At 59.3% G+C, this 16,032-nt stretch carries 17 protein-coding genes; 7 read left to right on the top strand and 10 right to left on the bottom strand.

What is annotated here, in order from left to right:
* Positions 1 to 57: 57 nt before the first annotated feature.
* Positions 58 to 1,041 carry a malate dehydrogenase gene (locus AruPA_RS14335; RefSeq protein ID WP_265637414.1) on the bottom strand — a complete coding sequence of 328 codons (984 nt, stop codon included), beginning with the start codon at positions 1,039 to 1,041 and terminating at the stop codon, positions 58 to 60.
* An 82-nt stretch (positions 1,042 to 1,123) separates the two neighbouring features.
* On the opposite strand from AruPA_RS14335, the gene AruPA_RS14330 reads away from it, so the two are divergent.
* Together AruPA_RS14330 and AruPA_RS14325 are read left to right on the top strand one after the other, a co-directional pair.
* Complete coding sequence (locus AruPA_RS14330; RefSeq protein ID WP_265637413.1) at positions 1,124 to 1,708, top strand: RecX family transcriptional regulator; 585 nt, start codon at positions 1,124 to 1,126, stop codon at positions 1,706 to 1,708.
* Between the two features lie 153 nt (positions 1,709 to 1,861).
* Positions 1,862 to 2,191 (top strand): hypothetical protein, encoded by a 330-nt coding sequence (locus AruPA_RS14325; RefSeq protein WP_265637412.1) that lies wholly within the window; start codon positions 1,862 to 1,864, stop codon positions 2,189 to 2,191.
* Between the two features lie 89 nt (positions 2,192 to 2,280).
* Here the strand turns inward: AruPA_RS14325 and AruPA_RS14320 are convergent, their stop codons facing one another.
* Both AruPA_RS14320 and AruPA_RS14315 read right to left on the bottom strand, forming a co-directional pair.
* Entirely contained in the window at positions 2,281 to 3,687 is a 1,407-nt protein-coding gene (locus AruPA_RS14320) for a PEP-CTERM sorting domain-containing protein (protein ID WP_265637411.1), read from the bottom strand.
* A 432-nt stretch (positions 3,688 to 4,119) separates the two neighbouring features.
* Positions 4,120 to 5,061, bottom strand: coding sequence for a LysR family transcriptional regulator (locus AruPA_RS14315; RefSeq protein WP_265637410.1), 942 nt, complete (start codon positions 5,059 to 5,061; stop codon positions 4,120 to 4,122).
* A gap of 96 nt (positions 5,062 to 5,157) precedes the next feature.
* On the opposite strand from AruPA_RS14315, the gene AruPA_RS14310 reads away from it, so the two are divergent.
* From AruPA_RS14310 to AruPA_RS14300, 3 genes are read left to right on the top strand one after another with little or no spacing between them, the layout of a single operon-like run.
* Positions 5,158 to 6,213: an FUSC family protein gene (locus AruPA_RS14310; protein WP_265637409.1), complete on the top strand. Its 1,056-nt coding sequence runs from the start codon at positions 5,158 to 5,160 to the stop codon at positions 6,211 to 6,213.
* Positions 6,210 to 6,428, top strand: a complete 219-nt coding sequence (locus AruPA_RS14305) for a DUF1656 domain-containing protein (protein ID WP_265637408.1) — start codon at positions 6,210 to 6,212, stop codon at positions 6,426 to 6,428. The genes AruPA_RS14310 and AruPA_RS14305 overlap by 4 nt, the downstream gene beginning before the upstream one ends.
* A gap of 21 nt (positions 6,429 to 6,449) precedes the next feature.
* Complete coding sequence (locus AruPA_RS14300; protein ID WP_265637407.1) at positions 6,450 to 7,379, top strand: HlyD family secretion protein; 930 nt, start codon at positions 6,450 to 6,452, stop codon at positions 7,377 to 7,379.
* Positions 7,380 to 7,423: 44 nt separating this feature from the next.
* Here the strand turns inward: AruPA_RS14300 and AruPA_RS14295 are convergent, their stop codons facing one another.
* From AruPA_RS14295 to AruPA_RS14275, 5 genes are all read right to left on the bottom strand, one after another.
* Positions 7,424 to 7,891 carry an Hsp20 family protein gene (locus AruPA_RS14295; RefSeq protein WP_265637406.1) on the bottom strand — a complete coding sequence of 156 codons (468 nt, stop codon included), beginning with the start codon at positions 7,889 to 7,891 and terminating at the stop codon, positions 7,424 to 7,426.
* 426 nt (positions 7,892 to 8,317) lie between these two features.
* Entirely contained in the window at positions 8,318 to 8,545 is a 228-nt protein-coding gene (gene rpmE / locus AruPA_RS14290; RefSeq protein WP_265637405.1) for a 50S ribosomal protein L31, read from the bottom strand.
* 112 nt (positions 8,546 to 8,657) lie between these two features.
* A complete protein-coding gene (locus tag AruPA_RS14285) occupies positions 8,658 to 9,638 on the bottom strand; it encodes an aldo/keto reductase (protein ID WP_265637402.1) in 981 nt (326 codons plus the stop codon).
* Between the two features lie 76 nt (positions 9,639 to 9,714).
* A complete protein-coding gene (locus AruPA_RS14280; RefSeq protein ID WP_265637401.1) occupies positions 9,715 to 10,662 on the bottom strand; it encodes a LysR substrate-binding domain-containing protein in 948 nt (315 codons plus the stop codon).
* Between the two features lie 126 nt (positions 10,663 to 10,788).
* On the bottom strand, positions 10,789 to 11,508 hold the full coding sequence (locus AruPA_RS14275; protein ID WP_265637400.1) for a hypothetical protein: 720 nt from the start codon (positions 11,506 to 11,508) through the stop codon (positions 10,789 to 10,791).
* An 826-nt stretch (positions 11,509 to 12,334) separates the two neighbouring features.
* On the opposite strand from AruPA_RS14275, the gene AruPA_RS14270 reads away from it, so the two are divergent.
* A complete protein-coding gene (locus AruPA_RS14270) occupies positions 12,335 to 13,627 on the top strand; it encodes an AAA family ATPase (protein ID WP_265637399.1) in 1,293 nt (430 codons plus the stop codon).
* Positions 13,628 to 13,637: 10 nt separating this feature from the next.
* Positions 13,638 to 14,504, top strand: a complete 867-nt coding sequence (locus AruPA_RS14265; protein WP_265637398.1) for a DUF4435 domain-containing protein — start codon at positions 13,638 to 13,640, stop codon at positions 14,502 to 14,504.
* Between the two features lie 585 nt (positions 14,505 to 15,089).
* Here the strand turns inward: AruPA_RS14265 and AruPA_RS14260 are convergent.
* Together AruPA_RS14260 and AruPA_RS14255 are read right to left on the bottom strand one after the other, a co-directional pair.
* Positions 15,090 to 15,365, bottom strand: coding sequence for a hypothetical protein (locus AruPA_RS14260; protein ID WP_265637397.1), 276 nt, complete (start codon positions 15,363 to 15,365; stop codon positions 15,090 to 15,092).
* Positions 15,362 to 15,907, bottom strand: coding sequence for a TNT domain-containing protein (locus AruPA_RS14255; RefSeq protein WP_265637396.1), 546 nt, complete (start codon positions 15,905 to 15,907; stop codon positions 15,362 to 15,364). The genes AruPA_RS14260 and AruPA_RS14255 overlap by 4 nt, the downstream gene beginning before the upstream one ends.
* Positions 15,908 to 16,032: the final 125 nt, after the last annotated feature.

Here is a 16,032-nt window from a genome sequence, read left to right as displayed (position 1 = left end):
CCCGGTCTCCCCCTGTACCAGCAGAGTCTAACGGGCGGCGCCGGGTCGGGCAACGTGTCAGGCCAGCAGATGCGCCACCGCGTCGCGTTCTTCCTTCAACTCGTTCAACGTGATCGCGAACCGCTCCTTCGCGAATTCATCCATCGCGAGCCCTGGAATGCGCGTCACGACGCCGCGCTCCGCGGTCACCGGCACACCGAACATGATGCCCTCGGGCACGCCGTAGCTGCCGTCCGAGGCAATCGCCATCGACACCCATTTGCCATGCGAGCCCACCACCCAGTCGCGCATCTGATCGATCGCGGCATTGGCGGCCGACGCCGCGGAAGAGGCTCCGCGCGCCTCGATCACCGCCGCACCGCGCTTGCCGACGGTGGGGATGAAGACTTCGCGGTTCCACGTCTCGTCATTGATAATCGCGGCGAGCTTGCGCCCACCCGCCTCGGCGAAGCGGTAGTCGGGATACATTGTCGGCGAGTGGTTGCCCCAGACCACCAGTTTCTCGATCGTGCCGACATCGATGCCGGCCTTGCCCGCCAGCATGGAGGCGGCACGGTTGTGATCGAGCCGGATCATCGCGGAAAAACAGGCAGGCGACAGGTCGGGGGCGGATTTCATCGCGATATAGGCATTGGTGTTGGCCGGGTTGCCCACCACCAGCACCCGCACATCGCGTGACGCCGCCTCGTTCAGCGCGCGGCCCTGCACGGTGAAAATCTCGGCATTGGCGCCGAGCAGATCCTTGCGCTCCATGCCCTTGCCGCGCGGCCGGGCGCCGACCAGAAAGGCGATGTCGGCATCACGGAACGCCACTTTCGGATCATCGGTCGCCTCCATGCCCGCCAGCATCGGGAAAGCGCAATCCTCGAGCTCCATCATCACGCCCTTGAGCGCGCCCTGCATTGGCGGCAGGTCGAGCAGCGTGAGGACGACCGGTTGATCCGGCCCGAGCAGCGCGCCGCTCGCGATGCGAAACACCAGCGCATACGCAATCTGACCGGCGGCGCCGGTGACAGCGATGCGGACGGGGGATTTGGCCATGGGACTTGCTCCTGATTTGATGCGCCGCACTATCGCCCGCCGGGGCTTCCGGTCAACCCATGCGCCATGCCACACTGAAGCGATGAAACGCGCGGAACGCAAGCCGGGCCCACCGCCCACCGATCATCGCCTGCGCGAAGCCGCCATCGCCCACCTCGCCCGCTTTGCCGCGACCGAAGCCGGCCTCGCCCGCGTGCTGACCCGCCGGGTCGATCGCTGGGTGCGCGCCGCCGAAGCCGATGGCGCCGAACCCGCAACCATCGCCGCCGCCCGCACCGCCGCGCGCGCCGCAATCCCCGGCATCATCGCCTCGCTGCGCGCGCTCGGTGCCGTCAACGATGCCGAGTTCGCCGCGTCGCGCGCCCGCCGCCTCGCGCGCGAAGGCAAGTCCCGCCGGGCCACCATCGCCCATCTCGCGACCAAAGGCATCGATACCGAGGTCGCGGCGCGGCTGGTGCCGGATGATGCGACGCGCGACCTCGCCGCCGCCTGCCTCTATCTGCGCCGCCGCCGCCTGCCTCCGTTCGGCGATGGCGACCGGATGCGCGCGCTCGGCAGCCTGGCGCGGCAGGGATTTGACCGCGGGACGGCCGAGCGAGCCCTGGCGCTGGATCGGCCGGAGGCCGAGGCGCTGGTCCTGGCCGCGCGGCGGGGCGATCCGGGCTGACGCATATTCATGTCGGCGCATCAATGAATGTTATGCCGATTTGTGACATCACCATGACAGCGTCCCAGCCCTATGTTGCGTTGCAGCAGACGAGGACGCGGTAACGACCCCATGGTGAGGCCGGCCGCGCTCCGCACTGAATTGGAGTTCGTTATGAAACATGTTTCTCTCGCCGCCGCGTTCGTCCTGATGAGTTTGGCCGGTGCCGGCACTGCCCTGGCCGACCAGGGCATTCCCGTGGTGCCGGCTCAACCGCTGGTGTCATCGGCCGCCAATGGTGTGGCGGGTGAGGCGTATCCGTCGTTTCGGGTTGCCGGGGTACCGGTGATTTCCGAGCCTGCCAATCCTGGCAACGGTGCGCAGACCTATCCGACCTTTGCGACGCCCAGGAGCCCCGCAAAGCTGGCGCAGTCGCAGATCGGTCTGGTCCAGCCGGGCTTCGCGACCGCGTTCAACGCGGTGCCGAACAGCGATCGCGGTTGATACGCTGAGCCGGCGTTTCACCGGTCCGGCATGAGCAGCAGGCGGCACCGCGGATGGTGCCGCCTGCTTCATTTCAGGCGTCGGTTCCGTCAGGCACCAAGCCGTGTCGTGCGGTTCCGCCGGCCGCGGGTCAGGCCGATCAGCCCGACAACGCCGGTCAGCAGCAGCGCCAGGCTGCCGGGTTCGGGCACCGTGGTTTCCACCTCGGTGATGATGGTGCCCCACGATCCGTTGGTGGTCGGATATTCCTCGAAGAACCAGAAATTATTCGGGTTGGCGGTGTCCGGTGCAGTCCAGGAATAGTCGCCCCAGCGGTTCGAGGGACCGCCGAAGGTCACGTTATAGTTGCTGGCGAGACCGCTGTAGAGCAGCGAGGGTGAATTGCATGCGCCGCTCATCACCGAGCAGACCGTCCCATAGTCGCTGATGTTCGTGGTCGATCCCGAACCGTTGAAGCCGATCACGAAAGTCCCCGCGGCGTTGCCGGAAATCGAGCCATAGGTCAGGTCTTCGTTGGCGAGCGAGACAAAGCCCGACTTGATCAGGGAATCGGTCTTGGCATTGAGCACGCCCCACTGGATCTGGTCCGACCCGCCGTGCAGCACCGAGTTGGCGAAATAGATGTAGTTGCCGGCCTGATAGCTGCCGGAACTGATCCGGTTATCGCCGGGATCGTAGGTCGTGCCGCCCGGTTGGGTGGGCGCGTTGGTCAACGTGCCCGAGAAATGATTGATCGTCCTGGTGAGTTTCAGGTTTGCATTCTTGCCTGCATTGTTCGAAATGGTCGAGACCAGCAGACCGCTCGCGCCGTAGTTGTTGCTCAGGATCGTCGTCTTGTTGCCTGAGCCATCCGATGTGACGGCTTCGGGCGTAAAGCCGATTTTACTGATGCTGTTGAACTCTTTGACATTGGAAAGATTGGTGACACCCTTGATCAACTGTGCCTTCGGGATCGAAAAGACCGAAGAGCCGGTGTAATTACCTTTGCGATTGAAATTGTTCGACGAGATCGTGACGGCACCATGATCGACGCCGAGTGTCGGAAAATCGGCGAACTGGTTCTTCTTCGAAGCGATCGCATAACCGGTAAAGCCATCGAGCGGGTTGCTGTCCTTGGAGACGGCCAGCAGGATCGTGTTGTTGACCGCGTTTGCGACGGTGATTGCACTTGCGTACCATCGTTTCGATGTCGGATCATAAATAATTCGCGGATCGGAAATATCCGGGTTGCCGCCCTGCTTGTATGTATTCACACCAAGCCCGGCATAGAATGCATCGAGCGACACCGCAGGCGTCGCGAGCGCGCCGGACGGGGTGTAGATGGCGAACTCGTCATTGACCATCTGCGCGACATAGCCGTTCGCCACCGCACCGCCCATGTCCGGCGGGATGAACCCGAAGCCGGTCAGGTTGCCGCTGCTATCGATACTGGCTCCCTGAAACTGATCGACCTGGTAGAGATTAAGCGCCAATGGCGCCGCGGCGGCCAGTTTCATTGCAGCAAGAATGACGAGGACCGAGGATGCGACAAGTTCAGGCCGGAGACGCCGGCGCGCGGGAGAACTGCATTGATTCAATCGATTGTTTTTCATTCGTTGACCCCAGTGTGAACGCGGAAAATACCGCAACATGACCAACAGATCAGCTTTTGAAATCTCAAGCTGATATTTATACAGAACAGTACAACCAGAAGGTGAATAAACCGATTTTTTGCTGTTCCGTTTCCGAGGATCATAGATTTCGATCTGGGAAAGCAAGTCATTTCTGTATTTTCGTTGAATTATATTTTTACTCTATCCCTAGTATCAGAGTCTTGACAAAAATAGTTTCAAAATAAGACTGTCCAACAATAATATATGGATATCAAAATTAGCGACAGTCGGCCGCCGTCGATCCTGGCGCGCCGTACGCAGCGGCGCCCTGGATGCTCAGTCGAAGATCGGCGCCTGCGGCACGCCCGCGACACCCGTGGTGGATTGCAGGAACGGCGTGGTCTCGAATTCGGCGACCAGAAACTCAAGGATCGCGCGTGTGCGCGCCGGAATGTAGCGCCTTGACGGCAGGACGGCGTAGACCTTGACCTTCATCGGACAGAACGCATCGAGCAACGTGACCAGCCGGCCGGTGTTGACGTCATCGATCGTGGTCAGGCGCGGCAACATCGCGATTCCCAATCCGGCGCGCGCGGCCCGGCGGACCGCCTCGCTCGAATCGGCGTGGAACCGGCCGTGCACCGTCACGGTTTCATCGACCCCCTTGCCGAAGAAGCGCCAGTTCCGGTCGATCCCCGGGCGGGTGTAGACAATGCACTCATGATCGAGCAGCTCCTGCGGGGTCGCCGGCTTGCCGCGGGCGGCAAGGTAGGCCGGCGATGCCACCAGCACCGAGGCGGCACTGCCGATGGTGCGGGTGATCACGCTCGCCTGCGTCGCCTCCGCGACCGAGATCACCAGGTCGAGCCCTTCCTCGACCAGATCGAACGCGCCATCGCGCATTTTCAGATCGATCGACATTTCCGGGTAGCGCGCGAAAAATTCGGGGAGCCTCGCCGCGAGATACATGCCCACCGAGGTCGGCACGCCCAGGCGGACCTGCCCGGTCGGGGTTTTCTGGGCAACGCCGACGCTCGCCTGCGCCGCTTCCATCGCCTCGACCACGGCGCGCGCGTGATCCAGATAGACCTGGCCGTCCTCGGTCAAGGACAGGCGACGGGTGGTGCGCTGGATCAGCCGCACGCCGAGCTGGTCCTCCAGCGCCGCGATCTGGCGGGAGATCACCGGCTGTGAGGTATTGAAATCCCGCGCCACCGCCGAAAACGAACCGCGCTCGGCAACGCGGACAAAGGTATTGAGCAGGCTTAACTGGTCCATCGGGGGGTGCCTTGGCGATTTATGGTGAATTCCGCATGAGATAAATCAGATTTTGGTTTAACTTAACCGAACAAATATGAATATATCATTCTCGTCATGGCGGTTCCCGGTTTCACACAGTTGCGCTCCTCGGCTGCGGCCCTAGCCGCCGATCTGCCGCGCGATCTGGGGTTCGCGGTGCGGACCGCGCTCGCCGCGCTGCTTGCGCTCTATCTGGCGATGCGGCTCGACCTCGATACCCCGCACTGGGCGGCCTGGACGGTGTTGACCGTAAGCCTGCCATCCCCGGATCATGCCTTTGCCAAATCGTTCTACCGCATGGTCGGCACGCTCGTGGGCGCGGCGATGGGTGTGGCCTTCGTCGCCTTGTTCGCGCAGGCGCCTTTGGTGTTCGACGCGGCAATGGCGATCTGGGCGGCGGTCTGTGTGTATTTCGGCACCAAGGCCCGCCAGTTCGCCACCTATGCATTCGCGCTCACCTGGCTCACCACCGGCATCGTGGCCTATGGCAGCATCGCCGATCCGGCCGGGGCGTTCACCGTCGCCATCACGCGCACCGCCGAGGTCACTTTGGGCGTGGTCTGCGCCGGGCTGGCGGCAGCGGTGTTCGCCGGGCATCGAAGTGGGGGGCTGGATCACGCGCAATCGCCGGTGCCTGGCCAGGCCAATCGCAATGCCGTGCGGGCCTTGCTCGCGATCGGACTGGCAAGCCTGTTCTGGTACGTGTCGCAATGGGAGAACGGACCGGATTTCGTGTTGATGTCAGGGGCCGCGGTGATGCTGTTCGCCGCCCACCCGCACAAGCTCGCCGCGACGCTCGGCCTGCTGCGCGGCTTTCTGCTCGGCACCGTGCTCGGGCTGTTCGTGCGCTTCGCGTTGTTCACGCAGGGCGCCGGGTTCGAAACCGAGGCGCTGATCCTGCTGCCCTGCCTGATCCTGGGCGGGTTGGGCGTCGCCGATCCGCGCACGCAGGGGCCGGCAACCGGCTATAATCTGGCGTTCATGCTGGCGGCCGATCCGGCCAATGTCCTGAATTTCGACCTTGACGCCGCGCTGAATACCGATACCGCAATGATCGCGGGGGTGCTGGTCTCGGTGGCGACCTTCCTGGGGTTCGTGCCGATCCGCGATCTGATCCGGCGGACGGCATGAGCTTTTTGCCGCATCTTGCCGAGATATCACTCTTCGGCATCGCGATCGAGCCGGCGGTGCCGATGCTGCTGCTCGCGGTGCTGCTGACCGACGTGCTGCGCCGCCTGCTGGCGCGCGCCGGGGTCGATCGATTGGTCTGGAACTGGCCTTTGTTCATGTTGTCGTTGTTCGGGTGCATCGCGGGGGGATTGATCCTTGCGATGCCCTCGATTTGAGAGGGTGCGATGTTCGATTCGGTGCAGCGAGATCTCATGACGCCGGTGGCCAAGCCGCCCACGCCGGCGGCCGCGCGGCCTTACAAGCCGGTGTTTTCCATTCTGGCAACGGTGATCGTGGTGATGGGCGCGCTCTGGCTCGGCGCGCTGGCCTGGACCCGCTACGATGCCACGCCGTGGACCCGCGATGCCCGGGTGCGGGCCTATGCGATCGCGATCACACCGGAAATATCCGGGCGGATCGTGTCGGTCGATGTTCATGCCAACCAGACGGTGCGGCGCGGTCAGGTGCTGATGCGGATCGACCCCTCCGATTTCGAGAACGCGCTGGCCGCCGCCCAGGCGGCGCTCGCCGCTGATGAGGCGACCGCACGGATGAAAGCGGCCGATGCCTCGCGCCGGGCACGCCTGCCCTCGATGGCGGTATCGGCCGAGGCGCAACAGAACGCCGCCGCCGCCGCGCAGGCCGCCGCGGCCGCCGTGATGGGCGACAAGGCCCGGGTGGCACAAGCGTTACTCAATCTGCGGCGAACGGTGGTGAAGGCGCCGGTCACCGGCACGATCACCAACCTCACGCTGCACGCCGGCGATTATGCCCATGCGGGCAGCGCGGCGCTCACCCTGGTCGATGCCCGCGATATCTGGGTGACGGCCTATTTCGAGGAGACCGAACTCGGCCGGATCAGGCCGGGAGAAGCGGCGAAAATCCAGTTGCTGGCCGATCCGGGGCAGGTGTTGACCGGCGTGGTACAAGGGATCGGGCGGGGCATCGCGGTGAGCGACGCCCAGACATCGGCCGGCGGGCTGCCGGTCGTCAATCCCGTGTATTCGTGGGTGCGGCTGTCACAGCGCATCCCGGTCCATATCGCGCTCGATCATGTGCCGCCGGGATTGTTCCTCGCCGCGGGAATGAGCGCCACGGTGCGGATCGTCCCGGGCCACGGGCGATAAAAAACCCCGCATCTTGCGATGCGGGGCGTCATTAGTTTGATAGATCAGGCCGCGAGCTTGGCGGTGTCCTGCTCGATCGTGCGCACGGAGGCCGGTGCCGCCGCCTCGATCGTGATCCGGCGGGGCTTCAACGCCTCGGGGATGACACGCTTCAAGGCAACATGCAGCAGACCATTTTCCAGCGTCGCACCGTCGACCACCATGTGGTCGGCCAGCGCAAACCGGCGCTCGAACGCGCGGGCCGCAATGCCACGGTACAGGGTTTCACCCTTCTGCGTTTCGTTCGCGATCTTGCCGGCAATGACCAGCGTATTCTCCTTGACCGTCATTTCGATGTCGTCAGCCCGGAAACCAGCTACCGCCATGGTCAGGCGATAGTCTTCCGCACTGAGCTTCTCGATGTTGTACGGGGGATACGAGGTCACGCTGGCATCCGGCACGCTATCCAGCAAATGCTGCAAACGGTCGAAGCCGATGGCGGAACGGAACAAGGGCGAGAAATCAAGAGTCATAACAAACCTCCTGCAATAGCAAGGTTGAGATTCGGACCGTCAATGTGACCAATCCGCAGTCGAACGAAGGACCCAATGGCATCCTTCATGATCAATTTAGTCACTAGGAGGGGAGGTGTTCAAGAGGATTCGACATCCCGGCCCGAAATTTTCCGGCGGGTGCTCGGGCGCCAAGAAGGCCAGGGGCTCTGCCCCTGGACCCCGTTAAAGGCGGAGCCTTTAAAATCCATTAGTCTTCGGCAAGGGGAGGGCGACCCAGGCCAGATCGACGGAAAATCCGAGGCCGCGCCCTCCCCTTGCCGAAAACTAGCGGGTTCTAAGGGATCGAGGCGACCGTGGCCGAAGGCCGCGTAAGCGCCGAGATGCCCTTAGTGGGGGTCGAGGGGGCAAAGCCCCCCGCCTTCCTTAACCCAAGCCCCATCGGGATTACTTCGTGCGGGCGCCGATGGTGGCGAAGCGTTTGTTGAACTTTGCGACCTGGCCGCCGGTGTCCATGACGCGGTGCTGACCGGTCCAGGCGGGGTGGGATTTCGGATCGATATCGAGGCGCAGCGTATCGCCGGCTTTGCCGTAGCATGACCGGGTCGTGTAGGCGGTACCATCGGTCATGATGATGTTGATCTCGTGGTATTCGGGGTGGATATTGGCCTTCATCGCGGATCTCCTGGGGGCTGACCGATGCCGACCGGTCATGAAGCGGGTCGCATAACGCGGAGGCGGTTTGGATGCAAGGTCGCCGGGGCGGTTGACGCCCCGGCGTTTGGGCTCAGAGGTTGACGGCTTTGAGGCCGGCCTCGGGGTAGCGGGTGCCGGCGACCGCGCCGGGCGGCATGATGCGGTCGATCGCGGCGAGGTCGTTGCGGGTCAGGGTGACGTCGAGCGCGCCGATATTTTCATCGAGGTATTTGCGGCGCTTGGTGCCGGGGATCGGCACGATGTCCTCGCCTTGCGCGAGCACCCAGGCGAGCGCGAGCTGGCTGGGGGTGCAGGATTTTTCGGTGGCGCGTTGTTTGACCTGCTCGACCAGTTTCAGGTTTTTCGCGAAATTTTCGCCCTGGAAGCGCGGGTTGTTGTGGCGCCAGTCATCGGCGGCGAGGTCTTCGGGTTTGGTGATGGCGCCGGCGAGGAAGCCGCGTCCGAGTGGTGAGTAGGGCACGAAGCCGATGCCGAGCTCGCGCACGGTTTCGAGTAATTCGCCCTCGGGGTCGCGCGACCAGAGCGAGTATTCGGTCTGCAATGCGGTGATGGTGTGGACCTTATGGGCGCGGCGGATGGTCGCGGGCGAGGCTTCGGAGAGGCCGAGGTGTTTGACTTTGCCGGCTTTGACCAGGTCGGCCATGGCGCCCACGGTCTCTTCGATCGGCACGGTCGGATCGACGCGGTGCTGGTAGTAAAGGTCGATCGTGTCGATGCCGAGGCGTTTGAGCGAGGCATCGCAGGCGGATTTGACGTAGGCGGGCTTGCCGTTGACGCCGAGGCGTTTGCGGTCGGCGGTGAATTCGTTGCCGAACTTGGTGGCGATGACGATTTTGCTGCGATTGGCTTTGACGAAGGGGCTCAGCAGGATTTCGTTATCGCCCATGCCGTACATGTCGGCGGTATCGAAGAAGGTGATGCCGGCGTCGAGCGCGCGGTCGAGCGTGGCGCGCGCTTCGGCTTCATCGCGGCCGGCGTAGAAATCGGACATGCCCATGCAGCCGAGGCCGAGGGCGGAGACGGTAAGGGTGCCGAGTTGGCGGGTTTTCATGCGCTGCTCCTGATTGATTGGCCCGGTATATGAGTGTGTGGCGCGGGCGCGAAAAGGCCGCGCACTGTTGCCATGTTCAAATCGGCCGATCAGCGGCGGGTGGGCGGGCGCAGTGTTCGATCATCCAGCTGCGGAAGAGGGCGACGACCGGGTCGGCGAGGTCTTCGGGGCGGAGGATGAGGAAGTAGCCGTAGCCTTCGTCGATGACGGCATCATAGGGCACGACGAGGCGGCCGGCGGCGAGTTCCGGGGCGAAGAGATTGAGGTCGGTGAGGGCGACGCCGGCGCCGGAGATGGCGTAGCTGGTGGCGTAGCTGGCGGTATCGAAGGCGAGGCCGCGGTCGGTATTGACGTCGAGCCCGAGTTGCTGGGCGTAGCTGGCCCATTTGATGCCGCGGGCCTGGCCTTCGAGTTTGACGTGCAGAAGCTCGTTGTCGCGCAGGAATTGTTCGAGCGATTTGCCCTTGTGGGCTTCGGCGATCTCGGGGGCGCAGACGGGGGCGACGTCGATCATCCAGAGCAGGTCGGTCACGGTCTGGCTGACCTGCGGACGGTCGTAGACCACGGCGACGTCGGGCTCTTCGTTGGGCATGCCGGTGCCGTTGGAGGAGAACACGTCGATCAGGATGTCGGGGTATTGGCGGTGGAAGTATTTCAGCGCCGGGATGGCGATTTGCTGCAGGAAGCTGGGCGGCATGTGGACCCGCAGCGTGCGCTGGTGGCTGGGGCGGCCGCGGTTGCGGATAATCTCGTTCATTTCGCGCTCGATGGCATCGAACGAGCGGCTGATGGCCGGGAGGAGCGCCTGACCCGAGGCGGTGAGTTCGAGACCGTGCGGGCGGCGGATGAGCAAGGGCGAGCCGAGCAGGGATTCGAGCGTCTGCACATGCCGGCTCAGGGCGCTTTGGGAGACATTCAGCGCCTGACCGCCGGCGGTGAAGCTGAGGTGGCGACCTACCGCCTCGAAGGCGCGCAGGGCGTTGAGGGGAATCCAGCTGCGGTTGATGATGGGTTTCGCGGGCATTCCGGCGAGTTTTGTCGGGGTTGGCGGCAATGGCAAGGGGTGAAGGACGAGGGGGTCACCGATTGGGGCTTTTCCACGCCTCGCGTATCCTTTTTCAATACGATACCGTAATGAAATAGGCGTGCATCAGCCCCGTGGGCCTTTGCGCCACATTTTTTTGGCATCGAAGGAGGGCACGAAGGGGTGGTGCCAGGGCGGGACGGGTGGTGGGGGTGGGCCGAGGATGTCGCGGAGTTGTTCGGGCGTGAAGTCGATGCTGCCGTCGGGGTTGACTTTGTATTGGGCCATGAAGTCGGGCTGGCGCCTGGGGCGGGGGCGTTTGGGGCGGGGGGTGGCGGGGTTTGTGGGTTCGCTCCGGGGTTTTCTGGGGCGTTTGATGATTTGGGGGGGACGCAGGCCGAGCATGGTGTGGAGGGGGCGGAGGATGCGGCCGAGGCTGGGGTGGGTGGCCAGCAGCTCCAGCACGATGGGGTCTTCCATGAAAAGCTGGAGATCGGCGCGGGCGGCGGCACCGGCGACGACGGTGGCGGGGCCGTTGGGGAGCAGGCGGATGAGCCAGGCGAAGCCGCGCGGCAGGGTGACGGGTGGTTTGGGATTGGGATTGGGATTGGCGGGTTCGCGCTCGACCGGTCCGGGAGCGCGGGTGCGGGGGGATTGGGGTGGGCGGGATGCGATGCGGGCGAAGCGGGCGATCTGGCCGGCGAGGTAGTTCCAGATCAGGACGATGAGCGGGCCGTGGATTTTGAGGCGGTAGCCGTTGTCCGCGACCGAGCGCTGCAGGGCGCGGAAGATCACCGTGAAGCGCTCGGTCGGGTCGGCAGGCATGAACGGCGCGTTTGCGATCATGGGGAGGGTTAGACCATGATCGGTGGGGGGTGAGAAAGGAAAAAGTCAGGGAGGGAAGCGCTTCTTTTTTGTAAAAAAGAAGCAAAAAACTTTTTGACTCTGGGGCATGGGTGGTTTTGGCGGCACGGACTCAGGGTGACAAAGTTTTATCTGGGGCATCGGCGGTTTCGGCGGCACGGGATCTGGGAGCATACGATCCGTGACGATGCGGACTATGGGGCGCATGTCGATTATGTTCATTTCAACCCCGTGAAGTATGGGCTTGTGTGCGGGGCGGCGGATTGGCCGTATTCAACGCGACAGCCAATGTCTTACAATGGCCGAAAGCGGATTGACCGGTTTGGCTCATGAACCCCCCGTTTTCCATAGGTCCAGGTGTTGCGCCAAGTCGCTGCGATTCTCTACCGAGCGTTGGAATCCATGGATGAGGGTGGATTATGGGAATTGCAGAATCGAAATTACGTGATGGTGGGCGGCTGAGGGATATCCGCGCATTCATTGACGAGCTTTATGCCCACGATCTGCACGCCAAGCGCGTTGATTCCCTTTCCCACCGTGTTTGTCGCGCCACAACCCTGATATAAAGCCCGTGTTCCGCGAGGGATGTCCTACCCCGGGTTGCAGACCCAGGGCAGCACGGCTAGGCTTGCCGTCGTCCAAGAAACCTCGATAGCCCGCTTTACATCTCCGAGCGAACATTGGTAGTCTAAATCTTATCGGGGCTGGCGGACCGAAAGGTAGATGGCCGCTTGAGGATGGACTATTCTAGATCGTATAACGTTGTAAATGCCTCTATAAGAAATATGAATTGCGAGAGTGATCTAGAATGCGACTTATTTCCCTAAGTATCCAAGACCTGTATGGTACATTGAACCTGAGCTTGAGGTTCTTTAATGACCTAAACCTTCTCGTGGGTATTAACGGAAGCGGCAAGACAAGTGCCCTTAGTGTTATTGATTGGCTACTTACGCCCAACGTTCCCAAGCTTGCCACCCAAGATTACTGTCAGTTGCGGCTCAATCTAGAGATTAACGATAAAGATTATACAATTATTGCAGAACGATCCGCAGTTGAAGTTTTGATCAAGGTCGAATGCGCGCATGATCAATTTTCGCCCATTTCGATCAAAGTCGAGCCTAAAGAGCCCGGGGGGGCAGATGAAGAACGATATAGAGGTTTGACCCCAGAAGAGCATGAGAAAAAAATCTGGATTTTTTTAAGAAGTTTGAAAAAACCTACTGTTATCTCTCTCGAAAGAACAATTACGGCTGAGATCGAAGAAGTCATTTATAACGAATCGCCGCAAGCGATGGTTCGGAATCGTCTCAGGAAGCAAATTACCCCGCTACAGCACGTTCAAAAAATTTTCGGTGAGCAATACGCAGAATACCGAAAAGCGGCGCGAGAAAATGATACTCAACTTAAATCTCGAATAATCTTGACGGCTTTGCATAGTCCAGACAGTGAGGATCTATCTTCAACCGGCTTCCAAATTCCCAAGGAGAGTACAGAACAACTGGAAAAAAAGGTCAAAGAGTATCTGTCAGCATCAATCCCGTTGGAGAATGTGAGACAACGCGTAGAGCAATACTTTAGTTATTTTAGGAGCTTAGGCCAGGAGGTTGATAAAAGTTCACAAACATCTGGTAAGGTTGTAGATTTAATCCAATCCCAGTTTTCTAGAGTCGATCAATTAGCCCGTGCTTTTAAAGAATTTGAAGAAAGTAACGCGGCGGCATTCAACCGACTGAGCGAATATTTAAAATCCGTCAATTTATTTTTAAAGGATAGTGGAAAGTCAGTTGTAGCTGACGACAACACTGGAAGGCTTGTCTTCACTGAGTTGAAGAACGGTAATTCGGTCGGTAATTACCGACCTATTCAAAAATTGTCATCGGGGGAGACCCAAATCATTATCTTATTTGCGCTCATGGCCTTTGAAGCAACTGAAAGTTCGATCTTCATCGTTGATGAACCCGAATTGTCTCTTCACCCGAAATGGCAAACAGATTTTATGGATTCATTTTTGAGGCTTCGCCCTAACAAGACGCAAGTTCTTGTAGCAACTCACTCACCGGAAATTGTGGCGGGCCGAAAATCTTCTTGCGTACTCTTCTGAGGCCAATGACGTGACAGATAAGATGATTGCTCTTCCTCAGAGAAGCGAAGGTGGCTTGGCTGCTACGGACATTTTCTATCGAAGTTATAATGAGTTTTATTTTTATGTTGAGGATGCTGACCAGGAGAATCTCTATTTTGTTATTTTAAAGGCAATATTTCCAGAGCTAATTTTTGAGAAAATCTTTCCTCTTGGTGGGAAGCCAAGTGTTCTTGCTCATGCAAAAGAATGTGGAGCCAACTCATTACAGAAACGTGTTTACATTCTCGACAAGGATTTCGATGATCTACTCAACAAGAAGGAAGACATCAAGGGCTTATTTTATCTAGACAGATTCTGCATTGAAAACTTTTTCCTACAGGAAGAAGCAATGGTTGAAATTGTTGTTGAATCGGATCCAAAGATCGGAAGGGAAGAGGTTCGAAGAAATTTGCGTCTTGAAAAAACGATTTCCGAGATTGGGAACGATCTTAGAACTCTTTTTTCGCTCTTCTACTTCGCCCAGCTAGAAGATTTGGGAATCGCCAACTGTCGCCTAAAACCAGAAAGTTTTTGTAAATCAAAGCAGCTATGGGAGATTTGTCCTATCCTGATGTCCAAATATTTGGACGATATCAATGCTATCTGCGATCAACGAGGTATTCCAAAGCCTGCAGAACCTCTTTCGAGCGATACACGTTTATTGGGATTTTATCGTGCATCCGAGAGCCAAATTATAAGTGGAAAATTCTGGCTATCAATGCTGTTTCACTATATTAAGTCAAAATACAGACTCGGTAGCGTTACGTTCGATTCCCTTACTTTCAGAGCGGCCAAAAATTGCAATTTCGAAGGGCTACGCTGGCTAGTCGTTGATGTGTTAGCCACTTACCCCTGAAGTGAGCGTAGGGTGCAATGCCTCTGGAGTTGCACCACATAATGTCCGCTTTTACGTGTCATCGCGGCTGCTTACAGTGTCTCATTTGAGCGCGAAGCTGCTGACGCTGGTCGATGCGGTGGGGTGGGTGGGTCGTGCGGTTTGGGCTCGGACCGGCAGGAATTTTCAGTTCACCCGGCTTCGGTTTGCCGACGATGTCCTCGATGAACAAAGCTGCCATCGATGCTTCCGCGTTTCTTGAAGTTGTGTTTCACAGTTGGTGCCTTCGCTCAATCCTGCAGTTGCCTCCCGCGGGTTACCAAGAGAACTGCGACTGCGTCACGAGTGTCAGCTTTTGGGATTGCCCAACCGGGATTCTGGCGGTTGACTTGGGTCGGCCTGGGACGCTCAGACAGCTCGAAGCATCGGCGCTTCCATCACATTTCTTTTTCCCACTAGTCGCGGGTGTTCACCTGGGCGGCGTCGGCCAGGGCTTCCAGCTCCGCGATTTCATCACCGGTAAGCGCGATGCCACGCGCTTTCACGAGGCCGTCGAGATGGAATCACAAGTGACTCCAAAGATTCAAGGTGTTCCCGGATGGACACTCAGGATTCTTGATATTCTGAAAAATCAACTACTTCTCCATAATCTTCCAGCATCCTTTGTGAAACCTTCTGTAGCATCGCCCGGCAAGCTGAATCCTCGTTATCAAATATTTCCAATATTTCTTTTTTTCCGCGCTCGCTATAATAAACAGTCCAGCCTTGTATAGTTTCCTCAATACCCAAAAGATCACCAATGTTGGTATCCTGCATCTCGTATATTACATTTTCTTTTATACCGTTTTCATCTAATATTTTTTTCATATCATGCTTGTTCATGGATCAATTTCCTTAAGAAAGCCATTTTTAATCAAATCGCTGACCGAACTGGACGTCATATACTGGGTAGCGCCGCCTTCTTCGCCAAACCAAGCTGCAGCACGCCCAGACGGCACCGTCAGAGGCTTTAACACCTCAAACGCATGATATGGCATCGCACTTTCGTCGTAGGGAAGCGCTCTGGCCCCGAAAGACGCGCCTTTCGGTGAAAGAAACTTGCCAAAGTTTGATCCATATCGGTCAATTTGTGGTCCTGGATCACGTGTTTGACTGACGGGTTCCGATGAAAACTCATCGTTCCGCAGCCGTGATAGTTTCTTCAGATCATCAAGCAGGTGCTCGAAGCGGAGCTTGCCGATGAAATCCTGCGGCATGCCATTGCCGTCACCGAACATCGCGAAGCGTTTTACACCGCGGTTCGCAACCGAATGCGGCACCAGCAGGTAGACGGCATCCCTGGCCGTCAGTTCAAAATATGGATAGGGCGGGAACGGTGACGGTGTGGGCTGGCTCTGCCGGTAAATTCCTTGAACGTCGCTCATGCCGTTTGCGCCATAGCCGGATGGGCGAGCGGGTTATTCGAAAAATCGAAAATCCGGTGCCAAGTTGTGGTCGGTCTCCGCCCCATATCCGAATACTACATCGGCTCGACGACGCGCCACAACCG

The sequence above is a fragment of the Acidiphilium sp. PA genome, from assembly GCF_026191915.1.
Classification (GTDB): Bacteria; Pseudomonadota; Alphaproteobacteria; order Acetobacterales; family Acetobacteraceae; genus Acidiphilium.
Note: the sequence above shows the minus strand (reverse complement) of the source record. Positions and strands in the feature narration are given on the sequence as shown.